The sequence below is a fragment of the Flavobacterium lacus genome, from assembly GCF_003268815.1.
GTDB classification, from domain to species: Bacteria; Bacteroidota; Bacteroidia; order Flavobacteriales; family Flavobacteriaceae; genus Flavobacterium; species Flavobacterium lacus.
Window position 1 is genome coordinate 107,038 of sequence record NZ_QLSV01000011.1, and the last position, 26,767, is coordinate 133,804.

At 33.3% G+C, this 26,767-nt stretch carries 16 protein-coding genes and 1 pseudogene; 1 reads left to right on the forward strand and 16 read right to left on the reverse strand.

Translation table 11 applies throughout. The annotated features are described in order from the left end of the window. Positions 1-53: 53 nt before the first annotated feature. From B0I10_RS11615 to B0I10_RS11685, 15 genes and pseudogenes are all read right to left on the reverse strand, one after another. A complete protein-coding gene (locus tag B0I10_RS11615; RefSeq protein WP_112086679.1) occupies positions 54-2,291 on the reverse strand; it encodes a C25 family cysteine peptidase in 2,238 nt (745 codons plus the stop codon). Between the two features lie 142 nt (positions 2,292-2,433). Beyond that, positions 2,434-2,601 (reverse strand): annotated as a pseudogene (locus B0I10_RS11620) (citrate/2-methylcitrate synthase); the annotation flags it as partial. Positions 2,602-2,722: 121 nt separating this feature from the next. Then, positions 2,723-4,075: a T9SS type A sorting domain-containing protein gene (locus tag B0I10_RS11625; RefSeq protein WP_112086680.1), complete on the reverse strand. Its 1,353-nt coding sequence runs from the start codon at positions 4,073-4,075 to the stop codon at positions 2,723-2,725. 26 nt (positions 4,076-4,101) lie between these two features. After that, complete coding sequence (locus B0I10_RS11630) at positions 4,102-5,640, reverse strand: hypothetical protein (RefSeq protein WP_112086681.1); 1,539 nt, start codon at positions 5,638-5,640, stop codon at positions 4,102-4,104. Positions 5,641-5,891: 251 nt separating this feature from the next. After that, positions 5,892-6,365: a hypothetical protein gene (locus B0I10_RS11635; RefSeq protein ID WP_112086682.1), complete on the reverse strand. Its 474-nt coding sequence runs from the start codon at positions 6,363-6,365 to the stop codon at positions 5,892-5,894. Beyond that, complete coding sequence (locus B0I10_RS11640) at positions 6,365-7,432, reverse strand: GNAT family N-acetyltransferase (protein WP_112086683.1); 1,068 nt, start codon at positions 7,430-7,432, stop codon at positions 6,365-6,367. Before B0I10_RS11640 ends, B0I10_RS11635 begins: the two co-directional genes overlap by 1 nt. Then, on the reverse strand, positions 7,432-9,051 hold the full coding sequence (locus tag B0I10_RS11645) for a hypothetical protein (protein ID WP_112086684.1): 1,620 nt from the start codon (positions 9,049-9,051) through the stop codon (positions 7,432-7,434). Before B0I10_RS11645 ends, B0I10_RS11640 begins: the two co-directional genes overlap by 1 nt. Positions 9,052-9,172: 121 nt before the next feature. Further along, on the reverse strand, positions 9,173-10,906 hold the full coding sequence (locus B0I10_RS11650; protein ID WP_112086685.1) for a 3-coathanger stack domain-containing protein: 1,734 nt from the start codon (positions 10,904-10,906) through the stop codon (positions 9,173-9,175). 26 nt (positions 10,907-10,932) lie between these two features. Next, the gene (locus B0I10_RS11655; RefSeq protein ID WP_112086686.1) at positions 10,933-12,591 is read right to left on the reverse strand and encodes an autotransporter outer membrane beta-barrel domain-containing protein; all 1,659 of its coding nucleotides are present in this window, start codon (positions 12,589-12,591) and stop codon (positions 10,933-10,935) included. 140 nt (positions 12,592-12,731) lie between these two features. Further along, the gene (locus tag B0I10_RS11660; RefSeq protein WP_112086687.1) at positions 12,732-14,015 is read right to left on the reverse strand and encodes a citrate synthase; all 1,284 of its coding nucleotides are present in this window, start codon (positions 14,013-14,015) and stop codon (positions 12,732-12,734) included. A 198-nt stretch (positions 14,016-14,213) separates the two neighbouring features. After that, complete coding sequence (locus tag B0I10_RS11665; protein ID WP_146740350.1) at positions 14,214-14,987, reverse strand: hypothetical protein; 774 nt, start codon at positions 14,985-14,987, stop codon at positions 14,214-14,216. 191 nt (positions 14,988-15,178) lie between these two features. Further along, positions 15,179-18,514, reverse strand: a complete 3,336-nt coding sequence (locus tag B0I10_RS11670; protein WP_112086689.1) for a DUF7619 domain-containing protein — start codon at positions 18,512-18,514, stop codon at positions 15,179-15,181. An 86-nt stretch (positions 18,515-18,600) separates the two neighbouring features. After that, complete coding sequence (locus B0I10_RS11675) at positions 18,601-19,362, reverse strand: LytR/AlgR family response regulator transcription factor (protein WP_112086690.1); 762 nt, start codon at positions 19,360-19,362, stop codon at positions 18,601-18,603. Positions 19,363-19,453: 91 nt separating this feature from the next. After that, the gene (locus B0I10_RS11680) at positions 19,454-21,421 is read right to left on the reverse strand and encodes a tetratricopeptide repeat-containing sensor histidine kinase (RefSeq protein ID WP_181456945.1); all 1,968 of its coding nucleotides are present in this window, start codon (positions 21,419-21,421) and stop codon (positions 19,454-19,456) included. 168 nt (positions 21,422-21,589) lie between these two features. Further along, on the reverse strand, positions 21,590-25,327 hold the full coding sequence (locus B0I10_RS11685; RefSeq protein ID WP_112086692.1) for a MopE-related protein: 3,738 nt from the start codon (positions 25,325-25,327) through the stop codon (positions 21,590-21,592). 305 nt (positions 25,328-25,632) lie between these two features. On the opposite strand from B0I10_RS11685, the gene B0I10_RS11690 reads away from it, so the two are divergent. Further along, positions 25,633-26,397: a LuxR C-terminal-related transcriptional regulator gene (locus B0I10_RS11690; RefSeq protein ID WP_112086693.1), complete on the forward strand. Its 765-nt coding sequence runs from the start codon at positions 25,633-25,635 to the stop codon at positions 26,395-26,397. A 160-nt stretch (positions 26,398-26,557) separates the two neighbouring features. On the opposite strand, the gene B0I10_RS11695 is transcribed toward B0I10_RS11690, so the two are convergent. Continuing rightward, positions 26,558-26,767, reverse strand: a 210-nt coding sequence (locus B0I10_RS11695) for a T9SS type A sorting domain-containing protein (protein ID WP_146740351.1), incomplete at its 5' end; no start/stop codon positions are given.

Here is a 26,767-nt window from a genome sequence, read left to right on the forward strand (position 1 = left end):
AAAAAGCTCCTTGATAAAAGGAGCCTTTTGGTGTTTCTATTGTAAAATTATCATTATTTCACCACTATTTTTTGATTTTTCTGAAAATCTCCGTTTTGAATTGATAAAACATAAATACCGGACAGAAGATTTTGTACCGGAATACTGTAATCTGAATCAAGTGAAACATTGTCATAATTCGCTAACATTCTGCCATTTAAATCAAATAATTTCACTGAAGCAAATCCTAAGTCAGTACGATTACTTTTAATATTGATAACATCCTTGGCAGGGTTTGGATAAATTACAAATCCATTTTCGAAATCGGAAATAGATAGAGCCTCATTTACTGTAATTTCACCACGATAGGGTGTCATATTAGGTTTGGTAAGCGTTACTTTCAACACTTCTTCTGAAGTTAACGATGCCAAATCAATTTGTATTTCATTGTTAACCATTGTTCCATTATACAAAATCACGTTGTTTTGGGTAAGGGTTACATTGGCATCAGCAACATTGCTTCCTACAGAAATTACACCACCATTAATTGAAACCTCCTCTGGATGAACGGCCGTAATTGCTTGCGAAATCTGATTGCGGAACACAACCGACGGATCACCAAAAAACACCCAGGTTTGCATTACTTCAATCGCCGTATTACTTTGGTCATAGGCTTCCAACATACTTAATTGACCATTGTAGAACAAACCGCCCAAGGTTGTCATCCGCGTATTTTCATTACTTTGAATGATTAATTCTGTCATTTCGTCTTGGGTTTGCATCGGTTCTGCCCAAGCCATGAGAATGGACGAACCACAACTGGCGATGGCTCCGGTGATGTCGCTCCCTTGTTTGGCACACAAAAACGATTCACACAGAGAAGTATTTGATACAAAAGTCCCGTTATTACAAGCAACTGAAACTACGAACGGATATTTTCCTGAATTAGTTAACTGATCCACAGCACTGTTGGTGAAATCGCCGGTACTCACTCCTTCCGTCCAACCATGACCGGTATAATTCATCAAACCGGTTCCTTGATTAAGAGCATTTACAATCATTGTAGAAGATGGATTTCCGGGACTATCGCCTTCACCTTGTGAACCTTCATAGAATTCATGAACGGTATTGTATCCAAACGCTTGTAATTTAGTTTTAATATTGCGAAGATGTTGCCAATCGGCTTCACCATCATCACCATAACCGTATCCTTCATTAGAACCAATTCCGATAGCATTCGTCATCCAATCTCCCGGTAAAGGACTGATTTCATATTCTAAGGTTCGGTTAACCATGGTGAGTACTTGGGCTAAATTGCCTGAAAATCGTCCGACAAATAATTCAGGATAAAAATCAGCACCCTCTAACTGTCCGTAAAATGAGTCGCTGTATAAATTTTCTTCACCGTTGAATCCATAATTATGGGAAGGCAATTGTTCGTGGTCACCAATTAATAAAACATAAACCAAATCAGGATTAGCTTCGTATTGAGCTTGTATGAGACCTTTAATATCAAAAGAAGAAACTACACCCGGTTGAGTTAACTCAATCACAGTAGTGGCAATTCCTTTTTCTTTTTTCCAATTGGCTAGTGATTCAACGACATTGCGATAAGTTGGAGGGCACACAATTAAAAGTTGTCCTTGCTCTTGCATGCTCTGGTATTGCAAGGAATTAGCGTAATGATTTCGATAAAACGGAGCAAAAACCTCATCGCTTTTCGGAGCTAAAACCGAACGTTCATTCAGTCCGATTTCGTTGGGTTGATGAATAATTTTAGCTGTTATATTGCGATAGACACGCAACGTTTTGGTGACAGGATTGTATTGAAAAGGATAAAACGATACGGTTACCCCACGTGTTTGTCTAAGAATATAGGGATTTCCCAGTTGAGCTAAACTACCCGGAAAGAAAGCATCTTGATTAAATACGTCCCCTTTTGTGTAGGGAATAGTCTCGGGATTAACGTTTCTTTTTAAACTTCCTTTGGAAGGTAGAATCTCCACATTGGTAAACTCCTCAAAACTATCGTAACTAATTTCTACTGAAAAAGCTCCTGTATCGGGCACTTGCAATGACTCTGAAAACATTGGTAAGGCCGGAGCCTCTTTTTGTAACATCAATATGCTTTTGAGAGCAGAAAAGTCTTCATAGTTTTGTCCCCCTACCGTTTTTTGTTGACTGGTATAAGCCGGCAAACGCAAGGTTAATTCTAACGGTTCGTTTGCTAAATTTTTTACTTCAAACGTTTGGGCGGAGCAGAAAAAAATACTGCTCAAAAGCATTGCGAATAATACGTAATTTTTTTTCATCTATTTTAAAAACTGAATGGTTCATTTTAAAGCACTTACAAATATATTTAAAAGAATGATACGTTTGACGTGGATTGGTGATTTAATAAAAAGTAAAAAGCCTTCGGTGAGGAAGGCTTTATTATCATTCAATTAAAAATATTTATCTTTTCTCCACGGGAACAAAATCGCGTAACGGAGAACCTACATACACTTGTCTTGGTCTTCCGATTGGTTCTTTGTTCACTCGCATTTCTTTCCATTGAGCAATCCAGCCCGGTAAACGGCCGATGGCAAACATTACGGTGAACATTTCGGTTGGAATACCTAACGTTAATACTTTAAAAGTAAACTTTTATTTTAATCTTTAAGTGGTTCATAATTGTTGCTTTTTGTTTTCTATAAAAAAGCTCCTTGATAAAAGGAGCCTTTGTAATATTTTAATAATGTAATTATTTTTTAATAAACTTTTCTGAGTAAATTTGACCATTTCCAATTACTGTACTAACTATATATACTCCTTTAGCATAATTAGAAATATCAATTTCATAATAGTCCTTTTCATTTGAATTATCTTGGTGTAATGTTTTTCCGTCTAGAGAAACAATGGTTAAGTTATTTGCATACATATCAATCAAAGATATTTTTAAAATATCATTTTGTGAATAAAGTTTTAAAATCGAAGGTTTGGTTAAATTAACAAAAGCTTCATTTTCAGCAATTACCTCTTTTTCAATTGGTTTAGTATTTCTGTATGTAAAATCCTCTGAACATCCTTGAGGATAAGCTGCAAATTGAGACCCAAATAACGCCTCGAAACCTGGAGTTAACTCCACAAAATTTTCAGCATGATAAACTACTCCATTTTGGAAAACATTGTCACCAATTCCTATAATATTTGAGGCTATAATAAAATCTGATCTTTCAAGATGTCTAACCGCTAAAGGATTTGTTAAAAATACAAAAGGAGAAAGATTTGTAACATCTTCGTTTGGTGATGATAAAATAGCATTAGGCAAACAACAATCAACAACAGTAACAGTCATACTAATTGGACATTGAATTGGTTGACCAGCATTAGGCGTAAAAGTATAGGTTAGATCTCCAATAGTATTAGTATTGATAAAACTTGGACTCCAAGTTCCAACAATATTATTTCCAACAACAGGAAATAATGGTGGAGTACTACTTAAACATATTGTATTTGTATCATTAATAGATGGTGAAAGTAAAACTTGCATTGAATATCCTAAATATGCATGAGTTAACCCACCTGTTGTTTGATAATTTATTCTGAATGAAGATACTGGTGAGTCAGAGCAAAACCATGAAGCAGGAGAATTAAAATTTTCCATTGTTGCCTGTGCTCCACCCAAAAAAACATTAGTATTAATTCCGTTGGGAGCAGGATTATTTGTAAAATTTATACCATTGAAAAAGAAAGAATCATTCCACCAATTTTGCCTATCAATGTCATGCATATTATATCTCGTTACATATACTGGTTGAGAAAAATTAAAAACCAAATCTCTTGAGTTACCATCATTATTAGGTCCAAAAGTGCCAAACACTTGATTAGTTTCACTAACTACTAAATTTTGTGTATCACCAGGAGAATTAAACTCTATTGGGTTGTTCCCATTTACACCAGCTAATTGAATACCATCTACATTTATTGTTTGACCTCCAATTATTACAGAGCCTGATATTTGAGTTCCAGTTTGTACCGGATTCCAAGTAACATATTGCTGGGAATAACTTTTTGAAATACACAAAAATATCATTATTAAATATAAGTTCTTCATAATTAAAAATTTAAGTTAAACTTACATTATTTTTTATCCATTAAAACTTTTACTAAAGCTTTCAACTCTTCAATCTCTTTATTTTGTTGAATAACGTATAGAGTTAACTCCTCAATTTTACCCATTTGTTTGGCTTGCATTTCGCCTAAATCTAGACCGTTTTCAACTAGTTCTTGAGCAGATTCAATACCGGGTAAATGTTTGTTTTCTTTAATGTAAGCTTCAACATCTTTTAGAGATTGTAATTTATAATCATCTGCGAAAACGTAATCGGCCCAGTTTGTATCAGGATTTCTTAATGCTACTTTCACTTTTTCGGTTAAAATTCCTCCTTCAACGTATAATTTATAGTTTCCAGTTGTTGTTGGATAACTTGGAGTGTCTCCAATATATATTTTACCGTGTGTTGGACTATTTGATGTGTTAAAATGTAAATTGAAATCTGCCATATCCATGGTTCTATCAGCGGTTAATGTTCCATTATGTGTGTATATATTTTCATAATCAGAACTAATTGTATAATTTGTTCCTGTGAGATTTACAGAAATATTATCTCCAGCTGTTATAGTATTTCCAATACCTCCTCCTGTGCCAACTTGATCTTGTACAAGAATAACATCTCCATTTGCATTTACTGACAATACTTTACCATTACCTAGAATAGCAGTACTAGCACTATTTATCATTCTAAAACGAAGACCGGCAGTATTAGCCACACCTCCTCCACCAATTTCAAGACGGTTTACGGGAGAAATATTATTTCCTAAACCGATACCTGTGTAGCCATCTTCATTTATGTAAATTCTATGAAATCCACCAGATGCTACAATAACTCTATTACTAAATGTTGTATTTGCAGGTAAACCAACACTTCCAATAAATACATTACCACTTCCACTTACAAGATTATTTCCAGAATTCATGCCTAAGGCTAAATTGTTACTTCCTCCAACTAAACTAAACAATGCTCTATATCCAATTGTATTATTATTGTTTCCTGAATTTATATTATGTAAAGTTTGAAATCCAATGGTATTATTATATTCTCCTGAATTTAAATTTAATGATGCTTGGTATCCTAAAACAGTATTACCTGAGCCTGAAACTAAATAATTTAAAGATTGTGAACCCATTGCAATATTATTATTTCCAAAAGATTCAAAATCAGATGATGGTGGATTATTATTAGTTCCAACTCCACTTAAAGCTCTTAACCCAATAGCAATATTATTGCTACCAGTTTTATTGTATGATAAACTTTTAAATCCCAACGCAATATTATTAATACCGCTAATACATTCAAACATCGATTGTCTTCCAATAGCAATATTATGATTTCCACTAGTGCTTTTTTGTAGAGCTTGACTACCAATAGCAGTATTGTTATCTCCAACACTATTACTATTCAAAGCAGAATTTCCTATAGCCGTATTCTGTGAACCTGCATTAATTGGATGAGCATTTTGACCAAGTGTTGTATTAGTGTTTGAAAGTTGTGCAAACCCAATAAATTGTCCAAACAAAATGCAAATAACACCAGCTACTAATAATTTAATTTTTTTCATAATATATTGATTTAAAAGTTAATAATTAAAAGTAAGAAATATTTTAACTTAAACCTTTAACGAAACATTAAATATTTATTAACAAAAAAAGCCTTACTATATGTAAGGCTAATCAACTTATTAACAATATTTTATATAACTTATCTCTTCTCCACCGGAACAAAAGCTCTCAAAGGACAACCACATAAACTTGATAAAGTATAAAAATGTTAATTCTTAATTTTTAATAGTTTGATTAAACTATTTTTTACTTAATCTACTTGTTTTGTTAAACTTACATTGTAATAAAAAAGAAGAATCCGCTTAGCTTGAATTTTAGTATACAATTTAAACCCTGCTTTTTCAATCCCACGTATTGAACTTAAATTATCAGAATTAACAATGATAAAAACTTCATTATCTTCTTTTAAAACCTCATTAGCAATATAATTAATTACATACGGGTAAATGGATTTTCCTTTATATTTAGGTATTGTGACACAATCTCCTATAGTTGGTCCTTTTCTATGAATTAATTTGAGAATATTTAATTTTTTAAACAGAAAACTTTTGTGAATGCAAATCGAATCAACCGTAATTGAATATTTTGTTTTATTAGCATCTATTATTTGTTTATCAATTTGATAATCTAGGGAAGGAAAAGAAGTTACGAAATCAGGTGTCATGTAATAAATTAAGACATCAATTTTTTTAACTTTTAAATAGGGTTTGATCTTTTTAATCATTATCTTTTTATTCGATTTAATAGTTTAGAAATTAGCTTTTTATTATTTTTTAATTTCTTTTCAAAAAATAAATATAACTTAAAGTGAGTTGGTTTTAGAACCCAATGGTATTTTGAATTTTCAAAATAAATTTGACTATCCGCATAACTATTTTTTAAATCAACCACCCCTTTTGAACCACCTAAAGAGATGTTATAACCTCTTAATTTTTCAGAAAAAGATAATTTAATTGCCTGCCAATGTAAAAAATGACCGGCTAAAAAATCTGGTTTTTGTTTCTTAGTTCCCCCTAAAATATAAGTATAATAATTTCCTGCTTTAACAATAAGTGCGGCCCCTTTAATATCATTTTCGTAAAAAGCTCCTAAAAACTTAGCCTTTTTATTTTCAATCATGGAAAGTAAAGTCTCTTTAAAAGAACTCCACTCACGTAGCGAATAATTATGATTTTTTGCGTTTTCCAAGCATAAATTATAGGCTAGCTTAACCTCAACTTCCGACTCTAAAAATCGTAGCTCAAGTTGTTTTCTTTCTGAACTTCTAATATATCTTCTCACTGATGCTCTAAAACTTGAAAGTAAATCTTCTTCATTCGCAAAATTATTTACAGTTTTCCAATTTAAACCGTTTGATGAATAAACATATTTAAATAAATGCCCCTTTTGTACATTATTTAAAATAGGAAGTGATGGTAATTCTCTAAAAACGTGCTCGTTTCCATCGGCATTTTCTGGGATTGTAATGTGACAATAGCTCGATTTATAAAATTTAGCTCTTTCAATTACTTTCTCGATTAATCCATTCACTTTACTTTCATAACCATCAGAAACAATGGGACCAAAAGGAACTATATAAAACTTAAAAAAAAGAGCTTTTGCAATTACCGCAGAAAATCCCCCAATAATTTTGTCGTTTTCAACTAAAAGGCCAATTTCAAAATCAAAGCCATAGGATTTAAATGCTTTATTCCAATCTGAAAGTAACAGATGTGATGCTCTATTTTCGTTTTGCACAAAGTCATCCCATTTAGCTAACCAAACATTATCTTTAGAAAAAATAATTTCCATTAATTCACTATTCTATGTATTAAATCTATTGAGTTTGCTACGACAATCTTTCCATCTGAATCAACATCTAACTCTGTTCTTTCAAATTTAATTAAATAATCTACCAATTCTACTAGAGTTGGATTCCAAATTTCATTTTTTGCTATCTTTTCTCCTAAATTGGCAAAATTTTGAGCTACTTCATCATCAACTTGATTAGGTTTTTTAAAAATTCTTCCTGTATGAAATTTCATCGGGACAGCAAAATAAGTATGTGCGATGAATATTCCTTTCTCATCTATAAGTTTAAGAATATTTTCTTTTTGTAATGCTTTTTTAAAATCAACCATTTCTAATGTTTGAAAAATATAAAACTCATTATCAAGAATCTTATGTTTAAAAAAAAGTGGAGAATAATTTGCCAATTTATATGGTTTATTTTTATTAGACTTCCAAAATAAAAAAACTTTTAAAATAGGAATCAACAAACTAAAAACACAATTAATAAAAGTAAAAAAGGACTTTACATTTCGTTGATAAAAAAAACGTTTAAAACTACCGGCTGTTTTTCCATATTTAAGAATTAATTCTCTGTCAGCGTAAAAATGAAATATAATATTCTTTATCATCATTGCGAGTTTATCTTTAAAAGGATGATTTAGAATTCCTTTATAAAAACTGCTTAATGTAAAGTCGTTTCTGTTTAACTGATTGATTACACCTATTGTGGAGGTTCCCGAATCGATGTAATTCCAGAGAATATTGATGTTTTTACTCTTTAAATTTGTTGAAAACTCATTCACATCGATATTATTATTTTGATAAAGAGTAAAATTATAAGGTTGATATCCATGATCTATCCAAGTTGCGATGTGATCAAAAGGAGGCTTGAAATTAAAAAAATCTGCCAAACTGTCATCAATTGGTTTTAACGACTGTGATAAGGAATGGTATGCCAACTCGTGTCCGTCCTTTTTCCACTGCAATAATTCTTCTGAATCATTTTCATAAGAGGCATTGTCAGCTCTTTTGGAAAAGTGATTTAAAAAAAAACCTTTTGTAACTTTTATATTTCTTTCTTTGAAGAATACCCTTTGCAATTGAATACTTTCGAGTGTGTCAAAATCACAATGATCTGTAAAAGTTGCTATGGCTGTAAATGGAATTTTGGATCTACTGAATTCGATCGCATTATGTTGTGAAAATAGTAAAGTGGGCTGAATAAAAAAATCGAAAGAATTATTTGCTTGAATAATTTTTTTTGCGTTTTCTTTACCTGTATATTGAGTAATTGGATTGGAATCTTGGGGATTGAATCGCCAAAAAAGTGTTTTTGGATGTGTTGGGTTGATTTCCCACATGCCATAATTAATATTGGGTTGAACAAAAAAGCCATTGTCTAATTTGATAATCTTAGGGCAAAACTCATTTGCAATTCTTTCTTTGTCACAGCTGACCCATTTGTAATCATTATTTCGGAACGAAATTATAGGGATTTTAAATACAATTTCTAAATCAAAGCTTTGTAACTCAGAAGGGTTGAATTCAGAAAAATCAAAAAAAAACTTATTAAAGGTAATTTCCCTTTGAAAAGATTTCTTTTTTCCGGATATTGATTGTATAGAAATAGATTCTATCATTTAAAGAAAATAATTTTAGTGTATAAAAATACATTTAATTAGTCAAAAAAAATAAAAAACAATTTTTAATTAAAAATAAAACCCTTCATTGTAGGAAGGCTTTTATTAAATGAATTTTTAATTAGTTTTTAATTAGTTTTTGCGAACTAAGCTTACCTTTTTCATCTACAACGTTCACTAAGTAAACACCATCAGCAAAACCACTCACATCAACTTGAAGTGAATTGGTTTTACCATTTTCTTTGTCATAAACCACTCTACCTTCTAATGATACAATGGTTACTTTTGTAAACTTATTGTTTGCTTGTATATCAATTGTATTAGAGGAAGGGTTTGGATAAATGGTAATATTTTTCAACGATTGATTTATCTGCGTTGTCGTATCTATATCCTTTGATTGCTTAGATATTGCCGGACGATATTGAAAGTCATTGGAACAACCTTCAATGTAAGCGGAAAATTGTGAGTTATCACTTGTTTCAAAACCCGGAATTAATTCAACGAAATCCCCAGCATGATAAACTACTCTTGTTGTGCTGTTAATTATCTCGTTAGAAGCTATAATCCAATTATTTCTCTCCTGATTAAGTGATGAAGTGATTTGATTGGAAGTAGTTAGTGTTCTAATACAATTCTGTGATTGAACCCATTGAGGTAAACCTAATGAAAGTATAGGATTTTGAGAACCAACATTGATTGGAGAGTAAACAAATTGTGCTGTTAAATTGTTAGGATTATTTATGTGACCTATTGAATGACTTCCGTAATTAAAATATACAATACCATCTCTAGATCTTTGCAGAATACTTCCTGCTTCACTTATTTCCACTACCGGTTCACCTTGAACCCACTCCCAAACTCGTGTAATAGGGTTAAAAACCAGTAATAATTCTGATGAAGATGACACCGCATGATCTAACCATAATTCGTGAACTACTTGTCCATTTGGGGAATATTCTGCACCTCCTAATAATCCTACAGAATTAGTTGGTACTTGTAATTGGAAAAAATTAAAAATATCTCCATTTAAATCATCAAATTCTGCTGTAAAAAGTACCCCAGCTTCGGGGAAATTATTTGGGAGAAGTGATTGAGAATAACCTATTAAAAGAGCATCATTATTCGGGGATATTTTTAATGGACCATTAGCACTTGAAAAAACCGAACCATTTGGTTGAATATAACTAATGTTATTTAATGGTGAATTAAATGTATTCACTAAAGTAAATCCATTTTCACCACCATCTACCAAATAAACAAAAATTTGAGTTCCTACCTCAGCTATTAACCAATAATCTATCCCGTTTGCATGAGCCGCGGAGGTAATCTTACCATAATTAATTGGTCTATCTTCATCGATTGGAATATTGTTATTATCTCTTAAATGAGTATTTCTATTTGCTAGAATTACCTCTCCAATTCCATTTGACATATCAACCTCGGAATAAATTAAACCGACATTCGGACCGTAAGTATTTAACTGTCCTGATGAAATTGATACAATATAATACCTATTAATATCTAATGGATTGGGAATGATAACAATATTTTGCGTATAATCTCCTCCTTGAAATAATAGTCCTACACCATTTTGTACCAAGTCATTATTACCATTCCATACTGAGTGTCCATCTGTATAAAATAATAAATTCCCATCACGATCTGAAACAGAGGCTGTTGAAGACGAATTATTACTTTCGATATTTGTAGTAATAGGTGATACAACATAAGGTCCATTACCTGAAAAATTCAAACCTCCTCTATCAAAAAGTGACCAATTTGCATTTTGTAAATCATTTTGCGAATTAACATTAAAGAATAATAGGCAAAAGAATAGTTTATATAAGTTCTTCATAATTAAATAGTTTAGTTAAACTTATATTATTTTTTATCCATTAAAACTTTCACCAAAGCTTTCAACTCCTCAATATCCTTACTTTGTTGTTCTAATTTTTTATCTTGTTCGATAATATACAAAGTTAACTCCTCAATTTTACCCATTTGTTTGGCTTGCATTTCGGCTAAATCAAGACCGTTTTCAACTAGTTCTTGAGCAGATTCAATACTTGGTAAATGTTTGTGTGCTTTAATGTAAGCTTCGACTTCTTTGAGTGATTTTAACTGGTAATCATCAGCGAAAACATAATCTGCCCAGTTTGCAGTGCTTCTTAATGCTACTTTAATTCTTTCTGTTAATACACCTCCCTCTACATATAATCTAAAATCTCTTGTATTAGCAGGATCAATACCTTCAAATATAGGAAAATTTGTACCTGCGACACCAGTAGTAAAAGCTGTTGAATTTCCGATATAGATTCTACCACCAGTAGTAGTAGTATTTCCACCAGTATTAAAAATCATAAAATTATTATCCATTGTAACAATTCTGTTTGAGGATAAAGTGCCATCGTGAGTATAAATATTTTCTGCGTTAATTTGATAGGGACTTGAAACAACACCTGTTCCAGTAACTTCTGTATTTAATCCATTTATAATTAAAGTAGATCCGCCAGAACCTTGATCTGTTGTCAATATCACATCACCATTTTCATTTACTGTTAACACTCTTCCGTTTGTAGGTCTTGGCGTACTATTACTATTAATCATTCTAAAACGAAGACCAGCTGTATTAGAGATTCCTCCAGCACCAATTTCTAATCGATTTTGAGGTATCTGATGATTTCCTAAACTAATACCAGTATAACCATTTCCATCAATATATATTCTTTGAGCACCGAATCCGCCGTTGTTTGCTCCTCCTGTTGCAATAATAATTCTGTTACTGAAAGTTGTTTGATTTGGATCTACCTGCACTGAACCTATAAAAACATTGTTATTACCTGAAATGAAATTTTCTGCACTTTTACATCCTAAAGCAACATTATTACTTCCATTATCTAAATTATTAAATGCTCTGCTACCAAAGGAAACATTAAAACTACCTGAAGTCAATAAATTTAAACTCTGACTCCCAATACCAATGTTATTTGAGCCATTATTTTGATGTGTGGGTGATATTTTTTGATTATTAGTCCCAATACCGCTAAAAGATCTATGACCAATTGCAATATTATCAGTACCTCTATTACTATAAAGAGAATATTTGCCAACCGCTACATTAGTTTCTCCAGAATTATTTTCTCTTAACGCTTGTGACCCAATGGCAACATTATATCCCCCATTAAGATTAAATTGCATAGTATTATCGCCAATGGAAACATTGCCGTCACCAACATTATTATCTTTTAGAGAATTTCTACCTAAAGATACATTTCTTGACCCAGTGGTATTAGAAAATAAACAATTAACACCAATTCCTATATTATAAAATCCTGAAGAATTTTTATGTAAAGCTGAATCACCAACTGCTACATTTTCATTGCTATCATTATTCGTACTGAACAATGCACTTCTACCAAATGCCGTATTAAGTTGCCCATAATTATTTGGGTTTGCATTTACACCATAAGTAGTATTTTGTCCGTAATTGTAATTTAGAAAAATACAAAAAAATAAAACTAGATAAGACTTTGATTTCATAATATATTGATTTAAAAGTTAATACTTAAAAGTAAGAAATATATTAACGAAAACCTTTAACGAAACATTAAATATTTATTAACAAAAAAAGCCTTACTATATGTAAGGCTAATCAACTTATTAACAATATTTTATATAACTTATCTCTTCTCAACCGGAACAAATGCTCTTAACGGCGAACCAACATAAACCTGACGTGGTCTTCCGATTGGTTCTTTGTTCACTCGCATTTCTTTCCATTGTGCAATCCAACCCGGTAAACGACCGATGGCAAACATAACGGTAAACATTTCAGATGGAATGCCTAACGCACGGTAAATAATTCCGGAATAGAAATCAACGTTGGGATATAAGTTTCTTGATTTAAAGTAGTCATCTTCTAACGCTACTTTTTCTAATTTTTTAGCGATGTCTAACAATGGATCATCAATGCCTAATGAATTTAAAACATCATCGGCCGCTTTTTTGATGATTTTGGCTCTTGGATCAAAGTTTTTATAAACCCTGTGACCAAATCCCATCAAGCGGAAGGCGTCGTCTTTGTCTTTTGCTTTTAATACATATTTATCTACATCACCACCATTTTTGTGAATTTCTTCCAACATTTCCAAAACGGCTTGATTAGCTCCACCGTGAAGCGGTCCCCAAAGGGCTGAAACGCCCGCAGCAATCGATGCAAACAAACCGGCATGCGAAGAACCTACGATTCTCACAGTTGAAGTAGAACAATTTTGTTCATGATCCGCATGCAAAATGAATAATTTATCTAAAGCATTGACAACCGTTTGGTCAATTTTATAAGGACCGGTTGGCAATTCATACATCAAATGCATAAAATTTTCTACATAGCCTTTGGTGTTATCGTAGTAATTTAACGGATAGCCCATTGATTTACGGTACGTCCAAGTGGCAATTACTAAAAATTTACCCATGGTTTTACAAACTGCTTCATACATTTCCTTCTCATTGTGTGGATTAACCGACTTTGGATTAAAAGCGGTTAACGCACTGGTCAAAGAAGCCAACACACCCATTGGATGAGCTGTTTTTGGGAAACCGTCGATGATGTTTTTCATCTCTTCGTTCACCAACGTATATTTGCGAATATCGTTTTCGAATTTTTCTAATTGTGCTTTAGTTGGTAATTCCCCAAAGATCAACAAATAGGAAACTTCAAGGAAGTCAGCTTTTTCAGCTAATTCTTCGATTGAATACCCACGGTAGCGAAGAATTCCTTCCTCACCATCTAAAAAGGTAATTTCACTTTTGCAAGAACCGGAGTTTTTATAACCCGGGTCAAGCGTAATCGCACCGGTTAAAGCACGTAATTGTTCGATGTCGATAGCAGCTTCATTTTCACTTCCTACGATTACAGGAAACTCATACTCCTTGCCATCAAATTTTAATATTGCAGTTTTTGACATGATTTTATAAAAAATTAATAGGTATACATTTTGTTTGTTGCGAAATTACGAAATAAAGTAGGATTGTTAAAATTTTATTCGAAACGATTTCGTTAAATTTAGTATAAATATTGCTAATTTCCTATATACAGGCTAAAAATAAAAAAACTCACGCATATAAATACGTGAGTTTTCGAAAAAAAATGTTCTATTATGTACTTATTCATAAATAAATTGCACCGTCATTGTTTCAAATACATTCGGGAAATTTTGTGCGTCAAAATAAGCCTGAGAAACGATTGAGACAGGATAATCGGCAGAATTATAGGTTATGGTATTACTAGTGTAACTGGAATTGTTTTCAGTAATAGTGATAATGTTTCTGGTATTTCCATGTAATTCAAAATCACCTTGAATAGAATAAGCTATTTCAGAATAACCTGTTACATTTTTAAACGGACTATTTTTTGCATCATAAGTGTAGGTGTAAGTTAGACCACCGGTTTGAACGATTGAGCTAATTTCATTATTTTGAATAGTTAATGTACTAGTAAAACCCGTTGTCTGAGAATTGCCTATTGCACCCGTAATAGTGGTTTTAGTGATAGTATTATTGTCATTATACACAAACAAACTTTTATCTTCGAAATCATCTATTAAATCTTGGTATTTATGCTCAACCAATCTTCCTTCAGAATCATAGGCAAATAAATCTTGATCTTCTACTTCTCCTTCAAAAACATATTCAATTTTTGTGATTAAGTCTCCGCTGTAGTAGTACTTTTCAATGGTTCCATCATCATAAACCCCTTGCACCAATTTAGTTCCGTTGTAAGTAAAGGTTATTTCTTCATTAAAACCACCTTCCTCTTGATAGATGACTTTTTTAACTAAAATATCCGAGCTTGGGTTTGGCGTAGAATCGTCATCACTTGAACAGGATGAAAAACCTACAAGTAAAATTGTACTTAAAAAGAAGATTGTTTTTTTCATTTTTGTATTTATTTGGTTATTGAATTTTATATTCTGTTTCCAGCATTGGATTAGTTTTGCAATAGTAAGAATTTTAATTCCGTTTTCAACTACTAAAGGTTGATTTTTAAACAAATTCACTAGTTGTCATGAACAAAAAAACTCATGCATAAAAATACATGAGTTTTCTAACTAAAATTAATTTAAACCACTTATTCTTTAATCAATTTTTCAACTTTACTTCCTTTGTCGGTATTGATTTTTATAAAATACATCCCATTAGCTCTTTCTGCTAAATTTAATTCGGATGTAACACTGTTTACTAATTTCGTTTGCAACAATCTTCCTTGAACATCATACAATTCAATGGTTTTGATTGTGGAGTTATCTTTGATGGTAATATTGACAACATCTTTCACCGGATTGGGGTAGATGAATATCAAATTATCCAAAATCGGATTGACCACACTCAATGCTTCAAATAACGTTTCTGCTTCGTTGGTTTCGATAGGGAAATTATAATCGAAATAGATGTTTGCTTTTTTCTCTACATAATCACCCACTTGCAACGTTTGATTGGTTTTCATTTTTAATAAGATATTGCCATGACCGCCCGACTCCAATTGAATATTTTCAAAAATGAATTCTAATTTATTCCCACTCATGCGAGCATAAGCTCCATGGGATGTAGATAACAACTGTAACGAATTACTATCAAATTGATTTGGGTCGATTTCTACTTTTACTACTACATTTTCAGCCGGAGCTGTTCCTGTATTTTCAAAGCGGACCAGATAATGTAAAAAATTTCCAATTTCTGAGGGAGGAACAATATCGCCTTGCAAACAATTAATGTCGTTTGGATCATAGGAGCCTACCACGGTTTGGTTTAAAACAAAGGTATTGTCTTGCACGATTTCATCTCCTGATTGCGGAAGAATAACTGCTGTAAAAGTTAACTCATCATCAATATTAACCGGATTTTCAGGATCTGTTGGTGGATTAATGGCCATGGTTACAACTATACTTCTGGATTCAAACGGTAGTAAATTAACATAATCCCATTGCATCCCGCCAGGCCCTTGTGATGAGGGTGCAACCGATGTTGATACCAATTGCATCAAATTTTGATTGTAGAAAAAATTAACCCCATATTGTTGTGAAAGTATTTGATTTCCTTTGTTTTTGTAAACTAGTAAATATTCTGCTTCAAATCCTGGACGAGCCGGAGTGACCGGTGCGATAATTATTTCTAAATCAGGATGAATGCCATTTGCCGTGATACAAAAATCTAATGTGGCTGTTGAATTATCAATTTCTTCAATAATAGCAATTCCCGGTTCGGGAGACACGGTGAAGTAAGAAGGATTTTCTAGGACCGGAATTAAAGCGTATTGACCTTCTGTAGCAGTATAAAGATTATACACGCCGTTATTATTTGTAAAAACAGAGGAATTGGTGGTTACGGCATCAACATCTACAGCTAATCTGAAAAAAGGAATGGAAATGTCGTTTTCATCGCAACCGTTATCATTTGAATCAAAATGAACGTTGCCTGAGATTATGTTGTAATCCCCTCCTGGGATAAAACTACAGTAAGAATTAATATTAACCATTTGACTATTTGCCGAATAATAAGCTATAACTTCATTTATTTTACTAATGTTTACTTCATCTGAACAAATAAATGTTAAATTTGGACACGATGAAATTTTTATAGGATAGGAATATGAATTTCCAACTGCACCATACCACGTTCTTCCACATTTAAGATTTATATATGTTAAATTCTGAGCATTGTATACTTGAAAATCAGTTAGATTTGTTGCACTTGATAAATCGATTGTATTCATATTAGTATTCCAAAATAAAACTGAGGTTAAATTTGTTAAACTACTAAAATTTATAATTTCTTGTTCAGTATCGAATAAACTTAAGGTCCGTAAATTGGTACAGTTTTCTATTTGAATAGGTGTCGAAAGTGGACCACAAGAAAGATACAATGGATTTACATTTGAAAAATCCAAATCTGGAATTAAATTATTATCACATCTGAGATGAATTAAATTTGAGGAAAAAGATGCTAAATCAAGGCTGGTTATTTGGTTTTGTGAAATATTTAGATTTATCATTTCCTCCGGATATCCAAAATTCAAAGAAGTAATTTGATTGTTACTACAATTCAAAGTCTTTAAGTGAAAGGGAGAAATATCTAATTCAGTTAACTGATTATAACTGCAATGAAGTTCATATAAATTTACTAAATTATTGATATTTAAAGAAGATAAATTATTTCCAGAGCATTTTAATATATCAATATTTTGACCGAGTGAATTAAAATCAAAATCCTCCAAATTATTAAATGAACAATCTAAAACTCGAAGAAAGTTATTTATTAATGGTGTAATATTTAAAGTTGTTAATAAATTAGAAGAACAATTTAAATTTGATACATTAGTAAAAGCTTCTATACCGATTAAACTAGATATCTTTTGACTATCAGGAGATGAAGAATTTAAATTTAATGCTATAACATTTAAAGCTTCACTAATTTGAATTTCACCATCTGAATTAATGTCGATAGTTCCGTAGCCTCCAAAACCTCCTAAAAAAGTGAAAGCAATTTGATTTGATGGACTTGCCGACAATAAACGGCTTTTAAAATTTGAATCCGGTATATAGACAATTGTACTGGAATCGAAAACTCTAATTTTAAAATCTATAATTTGATAACAATTTGTATTTGTATTTTGAACTCTTGTCCAAATCGTTTGTGGATTTGATAAATTTTGATATGCTGTAGGATTTAATATTTGATTTGAATTATTTTGGGCATCTAAAATATTAGTATAATAGGTTAATTCAAGATCAGTTTGAGAGCCAATTATATTGTTTTCTTGGGAAGTTAAATCAAAAGTCATTATGCCGTCAAAAGGATTTTCATATCCACGCAATTCAGGCGGAGAACTCAGTACAGGTACTCCCGTAGGTGCTGAAATAGCAACAGAATAAATTTCACTAAAACAATTTGGAGGTGTTAAAATTTGATAGGTGTAATTCCCAGGTGGAATATTTGAAATCGTATGAGTTGGTGTATTATAAGATTGGAGACTATTAGAACCATTTATCCTCAAATACCAATTACCAGCAGGTAATCCTGAAAAAAATACACTACTTTCAGTATTACAAGTAGGCTGAGTAACATTTAAAGAAACATCAGGTTTAGTCCTTACAATTAAGTCCAAACTTGTTATTTGAAATACTGTTGGATCCAAATTGTCAATTACTTTAATGTAAATAGTTGTGCTTGATGATGAGTAAGGAGTGCTTATTTGAATAGTAAGTTCAGAATCAGAATAATATTCAATAATATAATTATTTGGATTTAAAGTCCCGAAAATTTCAGTATTCTTAAATGGTAAATAAAATAATGCAACATTGCTATTTGGTATAGACTCACAAACATTATAGGGTGTAGGATTATTAATTCCAATCTGAGCAGTAGCAACACCGGATAAAAACAAGAGTAAGTATAAAAATTTTTTCATAATGTTCAATTTATTTACAAAGTTAATTTTGTATTTTGATTTTATTTTTAACAATTGAGTATTCAATCGCTTTCACTTAGAATTCGCTACATCATCTTCAACAATTCCTGTAACCGTTCTTTTTTTCGTTGTGATATTGGCAAATTGCTATTGTCAGCCATCACCACATAACCGCCATCCTTTTTAATATACGATTTTAAATACGCCAAATTGATTAAATGCGATTGATGAATGCGTTCAAAACCATGTTCCGTTAACAAATCTTCATATTCTTTTAATGTTTTGGAAATCAAAATCGGTTTATTGTTTTTGATGTAAAACTTGGTGTAATTGTCTTCGCTTTCACATCGGATGATATCGCTGATTTCAAATAAATGAATGCCGTCTGAAGTTGAAAGTGCAATACGTTTGAAATGATCTACTTTTTTACGAATGTTTTCCAACAGCAAATCAATGTGAGCATAATTATCACTTTTAGACAAAACCGCTTTAATCTTTTGAATCACTTTTTGCAATTCATCCGGGTCAACCGGTTTCAATAAAAAATCCAATGCACTAAAGCGAAAGGCTTTGATGGCATATTGTTCGTGAGCGGTGATAAACACCACTTGTGAAGTGATTTTTCCATTCAGCTCAGCTATTTTTTCCAATACATCAAAACCTGTTCCGTCGGTTAATTGAATGTCAAGAAACAAAACGTTTGGTTTCAAACGTTGAACCGCTTCTACACCGGTTAAAACACTATCCGCTTCACCGACTATCGAAATATCGGGTGCATACCGCGAAAGCATTTGCCGCATTCCGGCTCTTAAGTTGGCATCGTCGTCGATTAATAGAGCTGTTGTCATTTTTTTGTTTCAGGTTTCAGGTTTCAAGTTTCAGGTTTGCTTCGCCAGTCGCCATCTGGGCTCGTGTCAGGTTGAATCACAAACCGGTTATTTATTTTATATATTGAATAGGTAAATTCAGTACGACTTTTGTGCCTTGAATTTCGCCTAACTCATTTTTTATTTCTTTGATTTCCACGTTCGCTTTTTGAGCGGTGGACGCTTCCATCATTTCCAATCGCTTTTTGGTAATGTCCAAGGCCATCGATTTGTGAATCGCAACGAGGTTTTCTTTCATTTCTTTGGATTTATCAAACCCAATTCCGTCGTCTAAAATCGTGCAGACAAGATTGTCTTTATCGATGGAAAAGTATATGGAAATAGTCCCGTTTTCTTTTTTTGGAATCAAACCATGAATTATGGCATTTTCAACAAAAGGTTGCAAAAGTAATGGTGGAATTGCCATGTCATCTTCAATATCATTACTTTTTGATAGTTTAAATTCGAATACATTGTTAAAACGAAGTTGTTCTAATTCCAAGTAATTTTGTAAACTCTCCATTTCCTTATCGATTGGAATAAGTGATTCTTTAGAGTATTCCAAGGTCAATCGCATCAACTTGGAAAATTTTGATAAGTATTTGATGGCTGAATCCGTTCCGTTTTGCACAATAAAACTGGAGATGGAACCCAAACAATTGAATACAAAGTGCGGATTCATTTGCAGGTGTAAGGCTTTTTGCTCGTATTCTGCCAATTCTTTTTGTAGTATTAAATTTTTCTTTAACTGAATACGGTTGTAAATCAAAAAAGCAATTCCCATTAACAATAAAGCAAATAACCCGATAAAAATGGACTGCAATGTTTTTCTTTTGGACTGTTCAGAAAGAAGTAAGGCTCTCTTTTCGGCTTCTTTGTTCTTAATGGCTTCTTTCTTTTCAAACTCATAATTCATTTCGGCTTGCACACTTTTTCTAATATTTTCGTGATTAATCAAGCTGTCTTGTGCCGTTTTATATAATTTAAAATGGTTGAATGCTTCGGTAGGTTGATTGAGTTTTTCATAAATGGAACTCATTAATTTTTCGGCTAAGGCTGTTCCTTCCAATACATTGAGTTGCTCGGATAATTCGGCTGCTTTTTGGGCATATTGTAATGCTTCCTTCCAATTATTTTGCCCATAAAAATACTCGCCCATGAACAGATAGGTGTCAGATTTACCGAATTTATCCTCAATTAAATCGAACGTTTGAAGAGCTAAATTCCAACTCTCTATCGCTTTTGTTGGAGTTGACTTTTTCTGATAAAGCAATCCCAGATTATTATACAACTCCCCCAAACCCCGAGGATTTGGAAATTTTTCGAAATAGTGTTTTGCTTTCGAATAATAATCATCTGCTTCTTTGAGGTTATTCTGTTTTAAATGAAGATTTCCAATATTGGTTAAAGTAATGCCAACGGTTGGATCACCCACTTTTTCTTGAATTTTTTGAGCTTTACTAAAGTAATCCAACGCTTTGAAATCTTCTTTTTGCGCACGGTAGACAATGCCGATATTATTAAAAACACGTGCTAATTTTTCTTCTTCTTTTGTTTCTTCATAAAGGGTAACCGCTTTAAAATGGTATTGAAGAGCTTTGGCATAATTACTTTGTTCCGAAAAAACAACACCCATACTTCCATATACTCTCGCTAAACCGTTTTTAAGTTTGCGATTGTCTTTTACATTAACAGCCAATTCATTTTCATACACCACTTTGGCTTGCGAGAAAAAATCCAATGCTTCAGGATAATTTCCTGTAATTATTTTGGCAATTCCTAAATTGAGCAAGGCGGTGGCTTCTTCTTTTCTGTAGTTTATCTTTTTTGCTAATACTAATGCTTTTGAAGCATAATCCTTCATCAAAACCGGATTACTACTTTTGTAACAATCCGCAATTTCATTGAGAAGCTGCACTTTTTCAATATCGCTTTTAGATTTACTCAAGACATGCTTTAAACTATCTGCTGTTTTGCTTTGCGAAAAAGCAACTGTAAAACAACAGCAATACAAAAAGAATATAACGGACAACTTCTTCATAAACTTCATTTGAATAACAAATATAAGTTATCCTTTTAGAAGTTAATCGGTAAATGAGTAATTGCAGCGTTTGAATGAGAATCTGAAAAAACACCAAAAAAAAACCTCCGATTACTCGGAGATTTCTCTTAAGTTAACTCAGCACCTCAGTCCCTCAGCACCTCTGTTCTATTGTTTCACCACCCGCACCGTTCTCGTCTCATCCCCTTGCGTTACAATCACATTGTAAACACCCGATGGATAACGATCTCCAAACTGATAGTTGGTTACATCTTGTGCTTTTACCTCGGTTGCTTCTAAAAGTCTTCCCGTCATGTCATAAACCGTCAAGCGTACTAGTTCTGCGTTGGAAGTTTTCACATCAATAGCAAAACTGTTTGCAAATGGGTTTGGATAAGCAATCGCTTTGAACTCATTTACATTGGTTGCATCCATTCTTGAAACTGCATCCGGTCTTCCGGCTCCTGGAGTAATAATACTACAAGACTTACCGTAAGGTCCCCAAACACCATTCAAACGTATTGCTACTCTAACAGTGTAAGTTGTACCAGGTAGTAATCCGGTGAAGTTATTCAACGTTACTGTTCGCAAAAGTCTATCAAACGTCTGGCTATAAGGCTGACTTACGTTTTCTAACAAGAAACGGTACTGTTCAACACCTGGATAAGACTCTGCAAATAATGTTTCTGTGTTTGAAATCACTTGGTATTCATCACACTGAGCATCTTGCAAGCCAATCGTTGGGAATAACGGAGTAGTGATGTTACATACCGGACCATACGATAAGTATGTGCCATCTGTATTTCTAACCGCAACATCCACATTATACGTCGTGTTGAACTGGATGTTCGACAACGAACTCATTCTGAAATCTCTAATCGGACGATCAATTGTTTGTACATCAATTGGATTCAATGTATTCGTGATTCTAAAGCGGTAGCCGGTTGCAAACGGCACAATGTTAGCAATAATTGAGTTATTCAAATTACTCAACGTAGTGTTGCACTGCGAGGCCTGAACCTGCGTAATAGTATCCGGTGTGGAAACTGTACAGGGGGTTCCGTAGAACGGTTGCCATACGTTGTTAATTCGCACTGAAACTTCTATGGAATAGGTCGTGTTAAAGGCATAAGTAGTCAATTGTGTAAAACGGAAACCTCGTAACAATTGATCAATGGTTTGCACATCATTCGTTGCAGTATTGGTTACTCTAAAGCGGTAACCTTGAGCTCCCGGCACTAAAGCAGCATACACATAACTGTTTACAAATGGTAATGTCGTACCACACTGAGTAGGCAATACCACTGAAACAATTGGTGTACAGCCATTGTCAATAATACCATCACAATCGTTGTCTAAACCATCGTAGCAGATTTCTGTTGCTCCGGGGAAGATGGTGTTGTTATTGTCATTACAATCTCCGCCTACGGCTACGAAGCCTGAAGGTTGAGAACAAGCTAACGTAGTTACAGCATCATTACCAAAACCATCTCCATCAGCATCTGCATAATAAGTTATATTCTCACTTACAATTACCGCAACTTCAGTTTCATCTGTTTCAACTACTGTTGATCCATTGCAAAGTTGATAAGTTACTCTTGCTGTATAAGTTGTTGTTGTTGATGGACAAACTTCTATAGTGTCAGTTGTACCAATCATAGTACCGGCAGTTCCAGATCCCTCAAACCATTCTAAAGTTGTAATTGGTGCACCTGATGGAACAAAACGCCATGCCTCATTTGTAACGGTCCAGTCGGGACTTAACGAGTTTCTATTAGGAGCTACCACTGCTTGCGATCCTATACTGTTTTGAATCCCTACAACAGCATTACCTCCGTTCCAAGTTGGACAAACATTTTTTTCTTCTATATAAACCTCAATTACGTTTGAGCCTTCATAAAGCACCATCATTCCTGTATAGAGAATTGAATTACAATCGTTTGAATACATTGGTATGTCGTGCCATGAGGCAATTAATGCTCTACATCCGCTATCAAGATCAATTAGCTCCCATCCAACAGTACCACCTTTGGTAGGGTCAATATCATGATAAACGCCATAAATAGTATTGTTAAATAAAGCACCAACTGTACTTGGTAAATTATTTGCAAATTGCCATCCCGCATAACTACTTGCATTTGAAGTGTCGAAAGTTAATGTACCATTAGAACCTATTAAACATGAGTTATAGGTGTTTCCAAAAAAGCAGAATGAAAAAGGCAAAAAGATTTCTTCAGACCAAGAATCATCAATATTAGTACTCAAGGGGTTTTCTAAACATTCAAATTGATAAGGTGGTGCATAAACAATTGATTCAACAGTATAATTGGTCGTTTGCCCTAATTTTAAGTAATTTGCTTCCAATGTTGTACATGTGCTTGGAGCGTCACATGCTATTGGGTCTGGATTTGCACCACTTAGACCTAATCCTCCTGATGCTACAGATGGACAGCCTAAAGCAGAAGTCCCGACTCCATCACCGGCAGTGCAAGGAGCAGTCAAACAATTCACCTGAAAACTCACATCTCCTCCACTGCTATTTTGTGGATCAATCATAATGTAATAAGTTGTTCCTGCCGACATATAAAAGGTATAGCTCGTTTGAGCACCATTTAGTGCTTGAATGCATGTAAATCCTGTATTATTACAACCTGTTGAATCCGCTTTGTATTGATAATTAATTGTATTAAAAGAACTCAATTGTTGAATGGCAAAAGTTCCTGAAACAGTTGGAGTAAATGAATAAATTCTCTCTAAACCAGGTGTAGAATTTCCGCATGATGAATTTGGATATATACCTGTTCCAGATGCTATTATTACATCATTTACTGCTCCACACCCACTAATTACAGCGATAGAAGCACAAGGATCCGCAGGAGTAGTTACACAGACCGAAAATGAACCACGGTTACCGCTACTACTGCCATAACTGTACACTCTTATATAATATGTTACCCCAATCGTTAATCCTGTTACGGTTGCAACTTCAGGAGAACTTGATGCGGTTAAATCTTGACAAACAATGCTTGATAAAGAACCGCATGATCCATTGAATATTTGTAGAACAGCATCACTCAAAGTGTTTGGCGTTACTGTTACAGTATGCAATGTTGAAGTAGCCACAAAATTGAACCAAACATCATCATCAGCTGTCCCGCCACATCCACTTTGAGATTGTGTCGCAAATGCTGATGTGCCAATTGTAGATGTTGTACATGTTGAAGTTGGATTAACAGTTAATGCAAATGATGATGAACAATCATCATTATACGGTTCTGAAGTCAAAGAAACATTGTCAATTGCAGCTGGTGGTTGAGTACCTATGCTATTGTTGTTAACCCACTCAAAAATCAAACGGAAAGTTTGTCCGGCATAAACAGATGATAAATTAACAGAAGCACTTGCCCAAGAAGCTTGATTTTGATAATTTCCTACTAATATTGTTCCTATTGGAGCAGAACCTGATGCTACAATTACACTGCCATAGCTAGGTGTGAAAGAGGTTGGGGCAAGCCAAACTCTCATCAAATCAGTATTGGATTGACCTCTACCAATCCAACTAAAACTTAATTCAATAAGAGTATTTCCCGCAGGAATTGTTACATCTCTGTACAAATGAGTTCTTCTGGTTGCATCAATTGTATAAGTATGTGGTGGTGGAATAGCAGCAGTATTGTTAGATACATAAGCACATCTGGAACCTGAAAAACCTACTGTTGCACCGGTACTACAAACCCATTGGTTTTGAGATGAAGTTCCTGTTGTAGCAGTCCAGCCATTTGCTTCAAATGTAGCACCGCTCTCAAATCCGCCATTTGTAGCAGGATTAATGTGAACAGTTTGTCCATATGCATTGTTAACTGAGAGAAATATGACTACAAAAAGAATAAAATAAAAGTTTTTCATAACGATGATTTAATAATTAGTAATAATGACTTTGTAGGTTTTTTTAATCGTAGTTTGGGGTGGACAAAAACGGATTTTCTAAACAGTGATTTCTATTACTGATTTAAAAAAAGTAGTAACATTCGATAAAAAAACTACTTTTTAAGTTTTAAATCTTACCTATAGTTGATATCTCTAAACTCAGATTTACAAAAATAACTATTAATTTTTTCTTAAAAAATACCTATAAGTAGGTATTTTTTAAGAAAATTAATGAAAAATAAATGGAATTTTAATATATATTTACAATTCTAATCCAGCACTTTATGAAATTAAAGTTTTATGCAGAAATGCAGAAAATATGGCAGATGGCGGCAAATGATGGGATTCTGCGAGACGAGGTTTTTGAGCTGACTATGCACAAAAAGCTATTAGATATTTTTCATGTTGGCAACTTTTATTACTTCTTTTTCGACATTGCTAATCTTCAATTTAACTACTTAAGCCCGGAAATTAAAAATGTTTTAGGCTATGAGCCGGAAGATATGACACTTGACTTTTTTATGTCTAAAATTCATCCAGATGATCAAGCCACTTTCTTAAACTATGAAAGTTCTAACTTGAAGTTTTTTAGGAGCTTGCCTGCTGATAAGATAGTAAAATATAAAATTAGTTGCGATTATAGGGTAATTAATAGTAGCGGTGAATCGGTTAGATTATTACAGCAAGTTATCCCCGTTCAATTTGATGACGATAAAAACATTTTGATGACACTTATTGTTCATACAGACATCACTCATTTAAAGAAAAGTAATAAATCTACACTATCCTATATTGGATTAGAGGGAGAGCCTTCTTATATTGACGTCGATGTGGAAGAAGTTTTTAAAACTTCGCACGAAATTTTCACTAGGCGGGAAAAAGAAATTGTTGGATATTTGATTAACAGTTTCAACAGTGAAGAAATTGCACAAAAATTATTTATCAGCAAGCAAACGGTCACTTCGCATCGGAAAAATATATTAGCCAAAACCAATACCAAATCAACTATTGAACTTGTTGTTAAAGTTATTTCCGAAGGGTTGATTTAATTTCCATGAAGTAGCTACCATGTTAATAATTTAACATATATCGCAAAACAAAAAAACCTCCGATTGCTCGGAGGTTCTGGTTTTATTAACTCAGTACCTTTGAACCTCAGCACCTCTGTCCCTCAGTCCCTCAGCACCTCAGTCCCTCAGCACCTCTGTTCTATTGTTTCACCACTCGCACGGTTCTCGTTTCATTACCTTGTGTTACAATCACGTTGTAAACACCCGATGGATAACGATCACCAAACTGGTGGTTGGTTACATCTTGTGCTTTTACTTCTTTCACTTCCAATAATCTTCCGGCCATGTCATACACGGTCAAGCTTACTGGTTCTGTGTTGGAAGTTTTCACATCAATAGCAAAACTGTT

What these genes read in the sequence shown, in the direction of transcription:
- B0I10_RS11650 (WP_112086685.1), bottom strand. Translation starts at nt 10,906, where the DNA reads ATGAAGAACTTATATAAACTATTCTTTTGCCTATTATTCTTTAATGTT.
- B0I10_RS11660 (WP_112086687.1), bottom strand. Translation starts at nt 14,015, where the DNA reads ATGTCAAAAACTGCAATATTAAAATTTGATGGCAAGGAGTATGAGTTT.
- B0I10_RS11685 (WP_112086692.1), bottom strand. Translation starts at nt 25,327, where the DNA reads ATGAAAAACTTTTATTTTATTCTTTTTGTAGTCATATTTCTCTCAGTT.
- B0I10_RS11635 (WP_112086682.1), bottom strand. Translation starts at nt 6,365, where the DNA reads ATGATTAAAAAGATCAAACCCTATTTAAAAGTTAAAAAAATTGATGTC.
- B0I10_RS11680 (WP_181456945.1), bottom strand. Translation starts at nt 21,421, where the DNA reads ATGAAGAAGTTGTCCGTTATATTCTTTTTGTATTGCTGTTGTTTTACA.
- B0I10_RS11615 (WP_112086679.1), bottom strand. Translation starts at nt 2,291, where the DNA reads ATGAAAAAAAATTACGTATTATTCGCAATGCTTTTGAGCAGTATTTTT.
- B0I10_RS11670 (WP_112086689.1), bottom strand. Translation starts at nt 18,514, where the DNA reads ATGAAAAAATTTTTATACTTACTCTTGTTTTTATCCGGTGTTGCTACT.
- B0I10_RS11690 (WP_112086693.1), top strand. Translation starts at nt 25,633, where the DNA reads ATGAAATTAAAGTTTTATGCAGAAATGCAGAAAATATGGCAGATGGCG.
- B0I10_RS11640 (WP_112086683.1), bottom strand. Translation starts at nt 7,432, where the DNA reads ATGGAAATTATTTTTTCTAAAGATAATGTTTGGTTAGCTAAATGGGAT.
- B0I10_RS11665 (WP_146740350.1), bottom strand. Translation starts at nt 14,987, where the DNA reads ATGAAAAAAACAATCTTCTTTTTAAGTACAATTTTACTTGTAGGTTTT.
- B0I10_RS11625 (WP_112086680.1), bottom strand. Translation starts at nt 4,075, where the DNA reads ATGAAGAACTTATATTTAATAATGATATTTTTGTGTATTTCAAAAAGT.
- B0I10_RS11675 (WP_112086690.1), bottom strand. Translation starts at nt 19,362, where the DNA reads ATGACAACAGCTCTATTAATCGACGACGATGCCAACTTAAGAGCCGGA.
- B0I10_RS11645 (WP_112086684.1), bottom strand. Translation starts at nt 9,051, where the DNA reads ATGATAGAATCTATTTCTATACAATCAATATCCGGAAAAAAGAAATCT.
- B0I10_RS11630 (WP_112086681.1), bottom strand. Translation starts at nt 5,640, where the DNA reads ATGAAAAAAATTAAATTATTAGTAGCTGGTGTTATTTGCATTTTGTTT.
- B0I10_RS11655 (WP_112086686.1), bottom strand. Translation starts at nt 12,591, where the DNA reads ATGAAATCAAAGTCTTATCTAGTTTTATTTTTTTGTATTTTTCTAAAT.